The organism is Bdellovibrionales bacterium, from assembly GCA_019750295.1.
In the GTDB taxonomy this organism is placed as follows: Bacteria; Bdellovibrionota; Bdellovibrionia; order Bdellovibrionales; family JAGQZY01; genus JAIEOS01.
Map to the genome: position 1 here is coordinate 108,426 of JAIEOS010000008.1, position 15,156 is coordinate 123,581.

Here is a 15,156-nt window from a genome sequence, read left to right on the forward strand (position 1 = left end):
ACCAATTATATCGGCTTATTTGTTGTCACACGAGAGTTTATTTTGGGTCAATTGTAAGGCTAGAAAAAGGTCTATCGACGCGAAGCATCTATAATAATGACAGTGATGTTATCGTCACCGCCGTTGGCCTTGGCTTCCTCGATCAAAGACGAGACTGCCGCTTTGATATCTGGATTTTGGCACAGCTCTAGGATTCGCTCGGGCCGAACTAGACCACTCAGACCATCAGAACACATGAGATAACGATCCCCCGACTCCACTTTGCGTTCTACGACATCACAAAGAGCTTCGCGCTCAAAACCCACACTTCGAGTGATTACGTTTTTCGCCTGAAACTTAGCGATCTCCGTGTCTTTTAAAAAGCCAGCACGAATGTGTTCGTTCAATAATGAGTGGTCTTCGGTCATTTGCCACATCTTTCCCTCGCGAATCATGTACGCACGAGAATCCCCCACATTTCCAAAGTATAAAATTCCTTTGTGTATCAGTGCAGAAACTAATGTAGTTCCCATGCCCTGAAGTTCAGGCTGCTCGATATGGCTTTTATGGTAAATCTGCTGGCTCGCTTGGATATAACCGTCGATCAAAATATCGCGAGGAGAGAAAAAACCAGTATTGCGTTTAATACTGTGAGAAACCACCGCGCGCAAAATCTCCACCGCCATGCTGGATGCGAGATCGCCACCTTTGTGACCACCCATTCCGTCGGCGACGATAAACAGACCAATGGAGTCGTCCACCAAAAACGAGTCTTCGTTCTTGGGACGCTTCAACCCTACATCGGTTTGTCCAAAAGATGTCAAAGTTATGTCCATAGGCCCCATTCTATGGGAGTAAATCCAAGAAAACAAAGATAAAACAAAATAGGACCTAGACCACCATCAGAAATACTCAAACTCTCTCCGAACTGAAGTTCATGAAAACCGAGAGAAATAAGAAGTTATCCAGTGTCTCATTTATAATCATTTCGATTCTCCTCCACTGTTTGTTAGTGGTGGTTTTTTATGCTTACGATATTTACAAGCAAAACCAAATCGTCGTGATCGAAAAACCCGAGACCACGGAAATTACTTTCCTCGATATCAACGATGTCGACCTTTCTAAAATGAAAGGCAATATCGTCGAGCAAGAAGATCCCAAAAAGAAAACTAAAAAAGCGAAAGACGACGCCAAGTACTTAAGTCTCCAGAATCAAATCGTGGAAAAGGAAACCCGTGCCGCTAAGCATGGAGAGTTCCAGAATGCAAAATCGCAAAAAGCCGCAAAACAAACCTCCGCATCCCAGGCCAATCAGGTTATCCCAACCTCGTCTTCGTCCCCCGAGATCAAAACTTACGAAAACGGCGACATGATGGTGGGTGAACAGCAAAAAATGCGCAAGGCTAAAACTGTCAGTGATCTTCGCCCCAACAGTATGGCCGATATGTCGGAGTCGGCTCACGTGTCTCAGAGCCAAACCAATGATTACTTGAAAGACGTCGTGATCAGCGCCGAGACCAATTTAAATACCAAAGAATATCTTTATTATTCCTATTTTAATCGGATCAAGAAGAAGCTTCGCCAGCACTGGGAACCCATGGTGCACGCCAAAGTTCGAATGCTCGTCATGAAAGGCCGCCAGCCTGCATCGATGGGAAGCAAAACCACTCGCTGTGTTATAACCCTCGACGACCGAGGCCTTTTGACGCGAGTGCAAGTACTGACGACTTCAGGCCTTGAGGACCTTGATGATGCGGCTTTAGAAGCTTTAAAAGCTGCCGCACCATTCCCAAATCCCCCTAAAGATTTAATCACCGACGGGTTAGTAAGAATTAACTGGGACTTTATTCTCGAGTCCTAAATCAGCGTGTTCGAGAGGGTGACTTTGCACTTTTTAGTGCTAATATCACCTTCTTATTTTGCAACGAGGTAGAGAGTGAAAACCCCTGTTTCTAAAGAAATTTTAGATAAAATTTGTTCCCGTGCCCATTACTTGGCAAACCAGATGATTTATCAAGCGAATCATCGCTCGGATAAAATGAAGGGCGATCCAAAAATCGGTGGCCACTCTTTAGCCAGCTCCAGCGCTCTTCATATTTTGGGAGCCCTCCATTTAGTGGTAAAAACGGGCTTTGATCATATCGCCAATAAGCCTCACGCCTCTCCGGCCGATCACTCTTACAATTATCTCTTGGATCTTTTCTTTAAACCGGATGGCACTCGCTTCACTCAGGACGAAAAAAATATCGCCATGAAGGGCCTGCGCGCTTACCCTACCGAAGAGCAGCCTTTTGTTTTCCAATCTTATCATTCCACTTACGATGCTGATCATCACAACTTCTTCCCGTCGGGCACGGTGGGAATTCCGCCAGTGAACGCGGGATACTTAGCTTTGGCTTATCGATTCGCTAAAGATCACGGCTACAATGTTCCTGACGCCCACTTCTGGTGCCTCATCGGGGACTCCGAGTTCCGCGAGGGTTCGCTGTTCGAAGCGACCCCTGATTTTGCCGAGCGTGAGTTGGGCGCTCTCACTTGGATCGTTGATTACAACCGTCAAAGCTTAGATGGTCACCGCATCATCAACCGCGAAATCATGAACGGAACCGACGCTGATCGTATCGAACGCACCATGGCCGCAAACGGCTGGGAAGTGATTCAAGTTCGTCACGGCCAAAAGCGCGAAAAGTTATTTAAATCTAAAAACGGCGATGCCTTTAAAAATTTCCTAGAAAAAGAATTAGATGATTACACTCTTCAGGCCTTGCTCTTGATGAAGGATCCAAAAGCTCTCGCCAAAGAGATGACTTCTCGTTTCTCTCAACTGAAAGCCTTTTTGAAAGACGTTTCCGACACGGATCTTTACGAAGCTCTCCGTGATTTTGGAGGTCATGATATCCAATTGCTCACCGAAGCTTTCGAAAAAAGTAAGAAGAGCACACGTCGTCCCACGATTGTAATTGCCCACACTCTTAAAGGCTGGGGCTTGGATATGGCCGCATCTCAAGGGAACCATTCAGCTCTCCCCGACGAAGAAGAAATGATCGCCTTACAGAAGAAGCAGGGACTTAAAGATATGTTTGGCGGATTTGAAGCCTCCACTCCAGAAGGCGCGTATTTGAAAAAGCGCGGAGAGTCGCTTTACAAAGATATGCAAGCGCAGAAGGCTCTCAAAGAAAAAAACTGGAACGACTTCCAAACTCGAATTCAACAGGGCGAAGGAATTCCCGACAGCTTAAATATTAATTTAAAAATGGCCAACTATCCTCACACCCAGTGGATGCTAGGACAGTGCACGGCCAAACTCACTCGTATCGCCAACACATTGAAAAATGATCCGAAAGCCAAAGAGCTCAACGAAGAAGAGTTGCGCTGGAAGCTTCCGGCGGAAATGCTCACCACGATGGCGCCCGATGTGGGAACAAGTACCAACTTAAATCCGGCGATGGATGGAAAAATCTTTGGTGCTCCTAAAGTTGAAGATGTAGAAACACAAATGGGCGTTAAAGATTCTAAGTCTCCTGATTTAGTTCCTGGAGAAGAGAATTCGGACCGCTTTATTCGTTTTGAAATTGTCGAAGCCAACACCACATCTTGTGCAGGATCTTACGGACGTTTACGCGACATTTTAGGAATTCCTATTTTGCCGTTGATGACGGTTTACGACTTCTTCGTAAAACGCGCGCTCGATCAGCATTTTTATAATCTCTATTGGAAATCGAGCTTTATTTTGGTGGGAACACCTTCGGGCGTCACTTTATCTCCCGAAGGTGCTCAACACGGTTGGAAGTCTGATCTTCAGATTCCTAACCAAATCACTTGGGAACCCGCTTTCTGCCAAGAGCTCGATTGGATCTTAAGTGAGTCTATTCGATTACATATGACGGGTCAAAATGAAGGGCGCACCGGAGTTCACATCAGAGGCGTCACTCGTGGTATCGATCAAAAGATGTTGATCAATAATTTTAAAAAGCAAAAGCGCTTTAAAACAGAAGATGCGCTTCTCCATCCCACAGGGTTCCCTCTCGAGGGCGCTACCGACGAATCTCAAGTGCCCTCGCTCGACGAAGCCAATATCTTCGCAACTCTTCGCCAAGACGTTCTTGCGGGAGCTTATTATCTCATCGACTATCGCGGATACGCGAACTACGAGCCTGGAGATAACGTCGTAAATATCTTCTGTATGGGTGCACTTGTGACTGAAGCCGTCGCGGCCTCAGAAGCTCTTCTTCAACAGGGCATCTATGGAAACGTGATTGTTGTAACGTCCTCGGATCTCCTTTGTGGCCAATTGGCTCACAACGATGATTACGCGTATCTTAAAAATGGTTTAGGCATCAATGGTAACATCACATTGTCACCGGCGCTCAACGGACACTCCACGGTGGGTGAACTGATCACTCTCTCGGGTCGTCGAGTCCCCATCGTGAGTGTTCACGATGGAGAACCAGGCCTGCTCGACAATATCGGAAGTATCGTTGGGGTTCGCCACGAATCGCTCGCTGTGCGTAAGCATTCCAAGTGCGGTCGACCTGTTGAAATTTATCATTACCACAAGATCGACAGCGACGCGATCATCGAAGCCACTCATAAGGTCCTCGACGAAACAGCTATGGAGTCTGTCCAAGTCTCCACGGCGGTCGTTCAACAGTTATTGACACCTTCATCAGCAGCTCAGGGTTCTGACGAACAGTCGTGGTCTCACAACACGTGGAACAAAAATTAACTCCCGCAGGTACTACCGTTTATCTCGAAACGGTAGACCCCAAAGCCCCCACAGTAATTTTGATTCACAATATGTGGGGGTCTCATAAGTCGATGCATCGTCACTCCGCCTATTTTAAATCTCGAGGTTTGAACACCGCGAGCTTTAATCTGGTGCGCGGAAGTCGCAGCGAAGACACTTCCCCGTTTCGTGGTCTTCAACGTTTGAAATTCACTTATCTTCTTTGGGTCGAACAGATCACCGACGTTCTCAATTTTGTTTTAGGCCCAAAATATATTTTTAGTTTTTCGGGTCCGTCATTATCAGGATTAATTGCCGCTCACGATCGCAGCGACATTCTCGCTTACATCTGTGATGGCGGTCCGTTTGAGGACGTGTGGGCCTGCACCTTAAGGATGTTCGAGAAAGAGACGGAGATTCCCACTGCACCCCTGCGAATGGCGGCGGTCACTTTGGGAATTGCTCAGTGGGGGCCCTTCGCCACTCAGCATCTTCATCGGTGTTTATCCCAGTGGTCGAACATTCCGCTGCTTTCGATCCGTGGCTTGCGAGATCCGATCGTGTATCCCCAATGTATTGATGATGTCTTTCAACCTCATTCGTCCCTACCACTCTCGATACTTGAGATTCCCGAGGGAGTGCATCTCGACGGAATGAAAAACTTTAAAGAGATGTATCAAGAGGCTATCGACAAATTTCTACGGTCCCTGAGTTCCGCAAAAACTTGAATTGAACTTGGTTATTCACCTTCTCGATGGTGATCCGCTCCTGGTCCGTGCGCCAATCAAAAGCGTCCCCTAAAACCGAAACTTCGCAGTAAGGTTTATCCACGCTCACGGGTAAGGGACCTGCCACAGGAACAAAGGCGCGAATGTTTGTAAATTTACCGTTTTCCCACTGGGTGATGAGAACTTCAGAGTTTTCGTGGAGAATCACCGTGTTGTATTGCTTTTCGTTGGAATTCTCTAAAAGATTTAAACGAAGCTTTGAGGGATAAATACCGATGGTTTTATTGCTGAGATCTTTAAAAACAAGTTGGCGGTCTTCGTAAGAATAAATGAACTTAAAAGTGCGTGCCGTAAATAAAGTTTTAGCGCGCTGGAGTTCCTCCGAAAAAGAAACACAGGCCAGTAAACTTACGATAAACGCGACTATTAAAGATCTCATCGTCTAACTCCTACCTAAATCTAAAACAAGACTCAAGACTTTCACTAAAGTTTCCATTGCGATCCATTCGGGCTGCGACACAACGGTAGCAGTGAGCAAACCGACTGCGGTACTGCAGGGACGACTCGTAATTCGACTGCCCCGGCTGAAACAACCCGTAATAGGCGCGCATCACCACGGAATAATCTCCAATGTTCCCATTGCCGTTTTCGATCACTTGTCGCTTCCCGACCATACTGGCTTTTTCTAAAATAGTAAGCATGGAGGCTTCGGTCTGCGCTAATGTACTTTGCGCCATCTTGGCGTGAATCTGTACGCCACTCAATCCTGCAAATCCCGGAAGACGACTCGGGTTTTTACGAAATACATCGCCTGCGGTGCTTCTTTGGACTTGGAACATTCCAGCAGCTGATGAGTCGGGATGACACGAGTATGCGGTCGGATTAAAAGTGGATTCTTTTCGAGCAAGACACACCATCAATCGCACATCGATATTGATATTATGTAAACGATTGATGTGTTGAACGTTTTGAATGGTTTTCTGAATCCGCTGAGTGGGAGTGAACCCTCCCCAAGGATGATTTAAAAAGCGACCGGTATCATTACACTGATTAAACCGGCACGAAGGACAATCGATAATTTGCATTGCGGTCCGCGCGGGTGCGGGTCGATCGACACGTGGAGTTTGGGGCGTAGGTACGGATGGAGATTGAATTTGCGGAGTTGTTCTCGCATTCACCGCCTCGGACGATTGAGGCGTAATTACGCTGGGACGAGGGGCCGGCGTGGGGGGCGTTGAAGGTTGAGGGACTACGGCTGAAACACGGGGAATTGTTTGAACTGGTGGTGGTGGTGCAACTCGACGGATTTCGAGACGACGACGATTCTTCACTAATGCAGGATTAATTTTTTCTTCCTCTTCTTCAGAGAAACCAACCAGAGAATTTTGCTCCATGTAGTCGTTCTGTCCGCGATAATCCTCTTCCGAAGCAACGACCTCAGCGGGACGGCGAAGTGCGGGCGACTTGAGTGTGGCGAAGGCTTCGTTCGCAAGTGACATCAATGTCACTATTAAAATCACAGATTTAAACCCATTCCCCATACCCTCTGATACAGCAAGCCTTATGCCCGCCATATCGATTCTACGAGCCAAAAAAGGGCCAAAAGCGAAGTTTCTAATTCAGCTGTCTAGGATATTTACAGAGGAGTTTTGCACAATCTCAGAATGAGACATGCTTCAGATGGTACCCGGTACCTTTTGCGGATGCGATGTGCAAGAAGGCATTACTTGCCTTCTTACACATCGCATCCGCAAAAGGTACCGGGTACCCTCAGATCTATTTGCACTCGGTGGGGTTGATGCCTTTAAAGCCGAGCTTGGTGAGAGTGCCGGACTTATCTTTAAGCTCGAGGTAAGCGAAGTCTTCGAGGATGTTGGCCGGAATTCCTGCTCTTAAAACATCAACGTTTGCCGCGTCGATTCCGTAGAAGAGTTCAAGAAGCGACAAAAGATCTTTTCCTTTTTGGCTCAGATTATCGGTCTTCGTCCAATCCGTTGCAAAGAGGTCTTTTTCTACACCCGCAAAAGTCGCTTTGATGACGTACAAAGGAACTTGTTTGTTCAAAACCTTAATTTCTAAGCCGACAACGGGATTGTCTGGAGCTTGTTGAATTCCAGGTTTACTGACAACGGCAGTTCCTTCAATATCACAGCTGAAAGAAAAATCTTCCACGGCGAATACGTTGAATGCAAATAACAATACAAATAGTGATACGATAGTTTTCATAATTCTCCCTCCCATAAATGAGATGCCCCCACCTTACCTCAGGTAGAAATGGTGTCAAATTGACACCATCAAATCCCATGTTAAGAAACGGATATGTTAATCGTGATTCAGTTATTTTGCGTTGAGAGCTTAACTCGCAGCGTAATAATTACGAGAAAAGATACTGCGCTAAGCCACTTAAAAGGCTGAGCAAACCTGCTGTCAAAGCTACAGCTATTAAAATGAGGGTCGCATTGACGGTATACTTAAGGGCTATATAGGCCGGACGATTCGTTTGTTTTAAATTTTTAGATTTTTGGAGAATCGGCGACAAACTGGAGAAGATCTTATTCGCAAGACCGCGCTGATCCCCGTCCATATTCGGAACCACCGTGGTCCGCATCAGGGCCTTAAATACAAAATTAATTAAACTTCCCAAAAGGAACATAGGGCGTTCCACATCGCACATCAGAATAATGCGATAGCGGTCGGCATTGTTTTTTGCGTAGTGCAGATAAGTTTCATCAAACATAAACGCCTTACCGTCACGCCAAGAGTAGTGATTGCTGTCCACATTGATAAAGCAGTTGTCTGAATTGGGCGTCGACAGGCCCAAATGGTATCGAAGAGAGCAGGCCACCGGATCTAAGTGACGAGTCAATTGGGATCCCACAGGAAGAATCGAAAACATGGCGCCGTTGACCGTTGGAATATCCTTAAGAATGTCGACCGTCTTGGGACAAAGTTTTTGAGCGGAGTTATGTGTCGTGCCGTACCACTTCAAGTAGAACTTGCTCCAACCATACTTATAAAAAGTGCGGAATCCGACGTCATAGTAGGCCGCCGATCCAGGCTTACTGGTGTTATCAAAGTGACTGGCCTCGTAGAGTTGAATAGCTTCATCACGAATCGTTTGCCAGTTGTCTTGAATGGCTTTGAGCTCTGGAAACTTTTCGACATCGATAATGGCGGAATTGGCGCGCTGTTGAGTAAAGATATAGAGGATGCAGTTCAAAGGCGCAAAGAGAGGCCAACCCTTTCGCAAATATTCGGTGAGATTTTCAAAGCGAGTTTGACCGCGAAATTTGAAGACGTAGATCATAGATCCGATCACAAAAGCGATGATCAAAAAAAGGCCGACAAGAGTTAAAGTCATGGGACCTAAGCTAGTCTAAAATGGCATAAAAATCATCTGGAAATCGCCAGACGAGTCCCGCCTGGCATTAGATGGATTATATCGTAGATTCGCCTTAAAAAGCGGCCAGTTATCCCTTAGAAAAGATACCCATACAGCGGGGAACCACGGCTGAGGCGCCTCCGGCCTTTTCAGTACGGACTCGGGTCAACATCTCTTCGGCGGCCGATTCGATGATGTTTTCAACGTTACGAATCGACATCTTAGAGAGTTCGTCCACGGCTCGCGTGTCGTCCTGTTGAGAGCGAGTAAAACCAAAAACAGGTCGCGCCAATTCCGCTTTTTCGAGGTGGCGGCTGAGGATCATGTCGTAGAGAGTGTCGGCATTCACTCCGCGAGCTTCGGCGTCGGCAAGGAAGTCCTTAGCGACTTTTTCCCAGCGCATCCGCACGATCGCTTTTAATGCCGCGGCATCGGGAGAGTTAAAACGAATGACTTTGTTCACACGATCTAAAAGATACGTGTCGATCTTCTCTTCTTTAGCAATCGCCTCTTTGATTTCGTCGATAGACATTCCTCGGGATGAAAGAGACTCTCCCGAATTCGTGGCGAAAATAAAAATCGCATTTTTGGTACTGACAGAAACGACGGGGCCGGGCTCGCCCGTAGGAGAAGTCTTTCTCTCGGTGACCGTTGCACTGTCGAGCACACTTAGAAGTGATCTTTGCGTGCGAATCTGCGACTTATCAGGTTCATCAAGTAAGAATATGGTGAAGGGATACATTTCGAGCTGAGTCGAAATTCGCGACATGAGCTCAGGCCCAGAAATGTCCATCATCGGAATTTTTAAAAACTTATACCCCAGGTGTTCGGCGACGGAACTCGAGAACACCGTTTTCCCTAAGCCTTTCCCACCGAAGATCATCACCGAAAGCGGCTTGTCTCTTTCGCTTTTGCTCGTCCAAAAGCGAAGCGCCTTATAAAATTCGCCGATGCTTTCGCCAAGACCTAAAAGTTTTTTGTTACTGGATTCTTCGGCCTGCCGTACATATTTCTCATTGATCTCGGCATCGAGAAATAACTGTAAATTGAAATTGTAATACTCGGAGGCTTTTTCAATCAGCTGGGCTTCGGTTTTAAATTGAGTGCTGTCGAGCTTTTCGGAACTTGTTAAATAATCCAAAAGCTTGATCGAGCGGCGCGGCTCTGCGGAAGCTCCACCAAAAACTCGGCTAATCTTTAGAATTCCGTTAATCATTTCTGGAGTCATCTCGCGACCGGTGTCCTCTTTGTAGCGTTTTTGTAAAATCTTAACGAGAGTGGCCTCGTCGGGAGATTTGATCTCGACTTTAACAAATCGCTGAACCAAAGGGGGACGAGATCCAAAGTAAAGTTCAAATTCGTAATCGGTCGTGGCGCCGATAATTTTTAATTGCCCCGACGCGAGAACTTCTTTAAGGCGATCCATCACATCAATACTGCTATTTCTGTGAGATCCCGCACCTTGAATCGTCGCGATCTCGTCCATCAGGATCGTGATCGGAACAATTTTAGCGACATCAATGAGCTTTTGAACTTTTTGTTCGGTGTCACCGGCGTGCCCGTCTTTTCGCGCCGCAAAGGCCGAGGCCTCACCTCGCATATAAATTCGTCGCTGGAACTCCGGAATTTTAGCTTCGTTGAGATAGGCCAATACAAGGTTCAGACTATGGGATTTGCCCACTCCGGGGGCGCCGACGAGAAGGACGTTCCCGGACTCCCGCATCAGGAGCGCCTGCGCCGCTTTTCTTAAATTTTTGAGGACCTCGGGATCTTTGGGAAGTTCGATATTTTCAATCTCTTGGGGATTGATGGCCATCACCATGCCGGTGTTCTCTAGGCTTTCGATCTCTTGCCGATTCTCTTCGAGAAATTTTCGATGGTTCAATATCGTTGGATTTAATTTTTTTTCGTCGGGATATAAAAAAGAAAGCGATTCCTCGTTCGAGTACTCCGCATCTGTCGTCGGAACAACGGCTGGAAGTTGCCCCTGCGCGTGCACTGTTATAGAAAAAGAAAAAATAACCCCTAATACAAAAACACCCAAAACTGTTTTCATCATTAACCCCATAAATTGTAAATGACACCCAAGCCGAAAACCTACACAACCCCTTAAATCCGCACATTAAAATTTAAAGTGACAGTAAAAATTATAGGTTTTTAAGATGGCGCGGACCTTCAACCTCAATATGATTGGTGCCTGTGGTTCAATGATTTTTAATCTCGAAATTATGGCGCAATTAGTTATAAGCCGGGCTCGAGTATTCTGCCATATCTCCCCGATCTATTTCCTGGTATCTCGATTCCATGGCACGAAGCCGTTTATTTCAAAAAATTAAAAAACTGATCGTCGAAGCCTCGGATCCACGAGAGCCATCAATTCCGTCGCGACGTGATTTTGTCCATCGCGGCCTTATCGCCGCTTCCGCCGCGAATCTTGCTCCTCAAAAATTATTTCATCGAGCGACAACCGAGCGAGTTCTCATTCTGGGTGCGGGTGCAGCGGGTTTGGCGGCAGCTTACACTCTTAAAAGAAAAAACATCCCTTTTAGCTTGATCGAAGCCACCGGTCGACCGGGTGGTCGTATTCAAACGCAATACAATTTTAATCACGATCAGCAGTTTTGTGAGCTGGGTGGAGAACTTATTGATGCCTCTCACAAAACAACTTTCGCCTTGTGTGCCGAGCTCGGTCTCAAGATTGAACATTTAGCGGCGGCGAACGTCGGCTACGCATCAACGCTTTATCACTTCAAAGGGCAAACTTATACCGACCAAGAACTCTTCAAAGGCATTCGCAACTTCGTTAAAGATCTATCGAAAACTGCGGATAAAGTATGGGGCGATAGCGAATTACCGCTCATTTACAAAAACAAAGATAAGCTCCCTAAGTTCGCGCAGGTCTGTGACAAAATGCCTTTGAGCGAATTTTTAGAGAAACACTCTCCTAACACCGAAGCGTGGATTAAGAATCTCATTACGGTCGCATATACCGGTGAATTTGGATTAGACACAGACCTTCAATCCTCTTTAAATTTAATTAACTTGATGGACACGAACATTAAAAATGGTTTCCAAATGTTTGGTCCGAGCGACGAAGGCTATCGAATCCAAGGCGGAAGTGAATCTATTGTCCGCGCTCTTTTTTCCAAGATTGAAGACCATTTCCTCTCAGACGATTCGATCTTACTCAATACCCACTTGCGAAAACTGACTTACGATGGGAGTCACTTCCATTGCTATTCTCAAAGTGAAAATGGAACGACCAAATCCCAAAAGTTTTCTCGAGTCATCTGCACAATTCCGTTCTCGGTATTGCGGCAGATCGATGGGGTAATGTCTCTCCCTCTCTCACCGGTCAAAAAGAAAGCCATCGAACAACTGGGTTATGGGACGAATACGAAAGTGATGATGGGTTTTCAAAGTCGATTCTGGCGCGCCGAAAACAGTCTCGCCGAAAAGAGCACGGGCTCGCTGTATACAGAAAATCCTATACAAACTCTTTGGGAGACCAGTCGACTTCAACCCGGTCAAAGCGGAATCTTGACGAATTTCATCGGTGGCCGAGCGGGATATGATTTAGTCGATCTCAGCTACGCTCAGCAAATGGGTTATGTGGAAAAGAACATCGAGATTCTTAAACAAGTTTATGGACCCAGCGCCGACTGCTTCGATGGAGCGCTAGCCGTAAAAAACTGGGGACGAACTCCGACGGCGCAGGGATCTTATTCTTGTCCACTCGTAGGACACTACTTCACGATTCAAGGATCAGCGGCGGAAGTTGAACTTAAAGGTCGATTGCAATTTGCTGGCGAACACACCGAAGACGATAATCAAAGTTATATCGAGGGCGCCTTCGCTTCTGGAATTCGCGCCGCTCGAAGAATAAAATAAGTGTTTAGGGGATGGGATTCCCCTTAAGACTTAAGGGGAATCTGTTTTAACGTTCTATCGTTTGACGTCAAAGCGATCTAACATCATCACTTTGTTCCAGGCGTTGACGAAATCGTTAACAAATTTCGCTTTGCCATCTTCAGCTGCATAAATCTCGGCCACGGCACGGAGCTCTGAATGAGATCCAAAGATAAGATCGACCGGAGTAGCAGTCCACTTTACGGCACCCGTTTTTCTATCGACGCCTTCGTAGAGATCCGGCTTCGAAGATTTTCTCCACTGAGTCGACATATCCAATAGATTTACAAAAAAGCTATTGTCCAAAGTCTCTGGTTTATCCGTGAGGACTCCGTGTTTAGTTTTTTGCGTGTTGGCTCCTAACGCTCTCATTCCACCGATCAAAACTGTCATCTCAGGCACGGTCAAAGTGAGAAGGTTCGCGCGATCTACGAGCATTTCTGCCGGAGACATTGGGCTCTGGGAACTGTAATAGTTACGGAAAGCATCGGCCTTAGGCTCAAGATACGCAAAGGAAGACACATCTGTCTGCTCTTGGCTGGCGTCCATACGTCCCGGAGTAAATGGAACTTTCACCGATTGTCCCGCGGCTTTTGCCGCTTGCTCAATGGCAGCAACTCCACCTAATACGATCAAATCAGCCATGGACACTTTTTTAGAAGATCCATTAAATCCCTTTTGAATCTCTTCGAGTTTGCCCAAAACTTTTGCCACTTCCGCTGGGTCATTCACGGCCCAGTTTTTCTGAGGCTCTAAGCGAAGTCGGCCACCGTTAGCACCACCTCGAAGATCAGTTCCACGGAAAGATCCCGCTGCCGCCCAAGCGACGCGAACTAATTCGGAAACAGTCAAACCACTTTTAAGAATTTTACTCTTAAGGGAAGATACGTCGCTATCACTGATCACTCGACCCTCTTGAGCCGGGATCGGATCTTGCCAGATAAGAGTCTCTTGAGGAACTTCTTTGCCGAGGTAACGAGTGCGCGGTCCCATATCACGGTGAGTGAGCTTGAACCATGCTTTGGCGAAAGCCAATTCGAATTCCTTAGGATTGTCTTTAAATCTCTTCGTGATCTTCTGATACTCTGGATCCATCTTCAGCGCGATATCTGTAGTGAACATGATCGGCGCATGACGTTTGTTTTTATCATGAGCATCAGGAACCAGATTCGCCGCTTTGCCATCCTTGGGAATCCACTGAATAGCTCCTGCAGGACTTTTTGTTTGAACCCATTCGAAGGCATAGAGGTTATCAAGATATTGCATCGTCCATTCGGTCGGCTTTACAGACCAAGCTCCCTCGAGACCGCTGGTATGAGCATCGATCCCTTTTCCGGTACCGCATTTGTTCTTCCAACCAAATCCTTGCTCTTCAAGGCCTGCGCCAGCGGGTGCGGCTTCTAAACATTTTTTAGCGCTCCCTTTACCGTGGGCTTTCCCGAAGGTGTGTCCACCGGCAATAAGAGCCACGGTTTCTTCGTCGTTCATCGCCATACGACCAAAAGTTTCGCGAATGTCTTTAGCCGCAGCCAATGGATCGGGCTTCCCGTTAGGTCCTTCTGGATTCACATAAATTAAACCCATCTGGACCGCGGCTAATGGTTTCTGCAATTTGCGACCTTGAGAGTAACGTTTGTCGTCTAAAAATTTCTTCTCAGGACCCCAGTAAACGAGATCGGCTTCCCAATCGTCAGTTCGTCCACCGGCAAAACCGAACGATTTAAATCCCATGGATTCGAGAGCGACGTTTCCTGTAAGAACCATAAGGTCCGCCCAAGACAGACTGTTTCCGTATTTCTTTTTGATGGGCCATAAAAGACGACGAGCTTTATCTAAGTTGGCATTGTCGGGCCAGCTATTGAGAGGCTCAAAACGCTGTTGTCCACCGCCGGCGCCACCGCGGCCATCCATTACACGATAGGTCCCAGCACTGTGCCAAGCCATACGGATAAAGAAAGGACCATAGTGACCGTAATCCGGTGGCCACCAATCTTGAGGTGTCGTCATTAATTGTGCGATTTCTTTTTTAACAGCCGCGAGATCCAATTTTTTAAATTCTTCGGCATAATTAAACTTTGCCGTCAGCGGATTGGACTCCATCGAGTGCTGACGAAGTGGCGCTAGATCTAAACGCTCGGGCCACCAAAACTGGTTTGAAATATTTGAACGATCAAGACTTTTCGTGTTTTGTGTGACTGTCGCAGCGAAAGTTAAGCTGTGAAATCCAAAAAAAACAAGTAAGCCTATGTTGACTAATTTTTGCATTTTTTTATTCTCCTGTGTGTAGGTTGAGCCTATACAAATTTTGTTCACGAGTAAAAGTATAAAAACAAATCAATCGATAGACTTAAGCTATCATGGGCTCAAAAATCGAAAGAATCCCCGAGGCCATTGGCCTATGTAGCACAAAAAATATGCAACTCAGATTTTCG

At 46.5% G+C, this 15,156-nt stretch carries 11 protein-coding genes; 4 read left to right on the forward strand and 7 right to left on the reverse strand.

The genetic code is table 11. The features are described from left to right. Positions 1-71: 71 nt before the first annotated feature. Positions 72-824: a Stp1/IreP family PP2C-type Ser/Thr phosphatase gene (locus K2Q26_02150; GenBank protein ID MBY0314293.1), complete on the reverse strand. Its 753-nt coding sequence runs from the start codon at positions 822-824 to the stop codon at positions 72-74. Between the two features lie 92 nt (positions 825-916). Between K2Q26_02150 and K2Q26_02155 the strand changes: the two genes are divergently transcribed. The 3 genes from K2Q26_02155 (at position 917) to K2Q26_02165 (ending at position 5,433) form a co-directional block, all read left to right on the forward strand. Beyond that, on the forward strand, positions 917-1,840 hold the full coding sequence (locus tag K2Q26_02155; protein MBY0314294.1) for a TonB family protein: 924 nt from the start codon (positions 917-919) through the stop codon (positions 1,838-1,840). Between the two features lie 144 nt (positions 1,841-1,984). Then, positions 1,985-4,705, forward strand: a complete 2,721-nt coding sequence (locus K2Q26_02160) for a pyruvate dehydrogenase (protein MBY0314295.1) — start codon at positions 1,985-1,987, stop codon at positions 4,703-4,705. Then, positions 4,690-5,433 (forward strand): alpha/beta hydrolase, encoded by a 744-nt coding sequence (locus K2Q26_02165; GenBank protein MBY0314296.1) that lies wholly within the window; start codon positions 4,690-4,692, stop codon positions 5,431-5,433. Before K2Q26_02160 ends, K2Q26_02165 begins: the two co-directional genes overlap by 16 nt. Here the strand turns inward: K2Q26_02165 and K2Q26_02170 are convergent. The 5 genes from K2Q26_02170 to K2Q26_02190 all read right to left on the reverse strand — a co-directional run bounded on the left by K2Q26_02170 (position 5,390) and on the right by K2Q26_02190 (position 10,874). Further along, positions 5,390-5,872 (reverse strand): hypothetical protein, encoded by a 483-nt coding sequence (locus K2Q26_02170; GenBank protein MBY0314297.1) that lies wholly within the window; start codon positions 5,870-5,872, stop codon positions 5,390-5,392. The two genes, K2Q26_02165 and K2Q26_02170, sit on opposite strands and share 44 nt — an antisense overlap. Positions 5,873-5,882: 10 nt before the next feature. Further along, on the reverse strand, positions 5,883-6,974 hold the full coding sequence (locus K2Q26_02175; GenBank protein ID MBY0314298.1) for a transglycosylase SLT domain-containing protein: 1,092 nt from the start codon (positions 6,972-6,974) through the stop codon (positions 5,883-5,885). A gap of 235 nt (positions 6,975-7,209) precedes the next feature. After that, positions 7,210-7,659, reverse strand: coding sequence for a hypothetical protein (locus tag K2Q26_02180; GenBank protein ID MBY0314299.1), 450 nt, complete (start codon positions 7,657-7,659; stop codon positions 7,210-7,212). A gap of 148 nt (positions 7,660-7,807) precedes the next feature. Further along, positions 7,808-8,794, reverse strand: coding sequence for an aspartyl/asparaginyl beta-hydroxylase domain-containing protein (locus tag K2Q26_02185; GenBank protein ID MBY0314300.1), 987 nt, complete (start codon positions 8,792-8,794; stop codon positions 7,808-7,810). Between the two features lie 109 nt (positions 8,795-8,903). Continuing rightward, positions 8,904-10,874, reverse strand: a complete 1,971-nt coding sequence (locus K2Q26_02190; GenBank protein ID MBY0314301.1) for an AAA family ATPase — start codon at positions 10,872-10,874, stop codon at positions 8,904-8,906. 245 nt (positions 10,875-11,119) lie between these two features. Here K2Q26_02190 and K2Q26_02195 point away from each other — a divergent pair, with 245 nt between their 5' ends. Further along, entirely contained in the window at positions 11,120-12,706 is a 1,587-nt protein-coding gene (locus K2Q26_02195) for an FAD-dependent oxidoreductase (GenBank protein MBY0314302.1), read from the forward strand. A gap of 54 nt (positions 12,707-12,760) precedes the next feature. On the opposite strand, the gene katG is transcribed toward K2Q26_02195, so the two are convergent. Continuing rightward, entirely contained in the window at positions 12,761-14,989 is a 2,229-nt protein-coding gene (katG, locus tag K2Q26_02200; GenBank protein MBY0314303.1) for a catalase/peroxidase HPI, read from the reverse strand. Positions 14,990-15,156 lie beyond the last annotated feature (167 nt).

Excerpts from the sequence above, each read along its gene's own strand:
- K2Q26_02150 (MBY0314293.1), bottom strand. The coding sequence starts at position 824 with ATGGGGCCTATGGACATAACTTTGACATCTTTTGGACAAACCGATGTA.
- K2Q26_02155 (MBY0314294.1), top strand. The coding sequence starts at position 917 with ATGAAAACCGAGAGAAATAAGAAGTTATCCAGTGTCTCATTTATAATC.
- K2Q26_02160 (MBY0314295.1), top strand. The coding sequence starts at position 1,985 with ATGATTTATCAAGCGAATCATCGCTCGGATAAAATGAAGGGCGATCCA.
- K2Q26_02170 (MBY0314297.1), bottom strand. The coding sequence starts at position 5,872 with ATGAGATCTTTAATAGTCGCGTTTATCGTAAGTTTACTGGCCTGTGTT.
- K2Q26_02175 (MBY0314298.1), bottom strand. The coding sequence starts at position 6,974 with ATGGGGAATGGGTTTAAATCTGTGATTTTAATAGTGACATTGATGTCA.
- K2Q26_02180 (MBY0314299.1), bottom strand. The coding sequence starts at position 7,659 with ATGAAAACTATCGTATCACTATTTGTATTGTTATTTGCATTCAACGTA.
- K2Q26_02185 (MBY0314300.1), bottom strand. The coding sequence starts at position 8,794 with ATGACTTTAACTCTTGTCGGCCTTTTTTTGATCATCGCTTTTGTGATC.
- K2Q26_02190 (MBY0314301.1), bottom strand. The coding sequence starts at position 10,874 with ATGATGAAAACAGTTTTGGGTGTTTTTGTATTAGGGGTTATTTTTTCT.
- K2Q26_02195 (MBY0314302.1), top strand. The coding sequence starts at position 11,120 with ATGGCACGAAGCCGTTTATTTCAAAAAATTAAAAAACTGATCGTCGAA.
- katG (MBY0314303.1), bottom strand. The coding sequence starts at position 14,989 with ATGCAAAAATTAGTCAACATAGGCTTACTTGTTTTTTTTGGATTTCAC.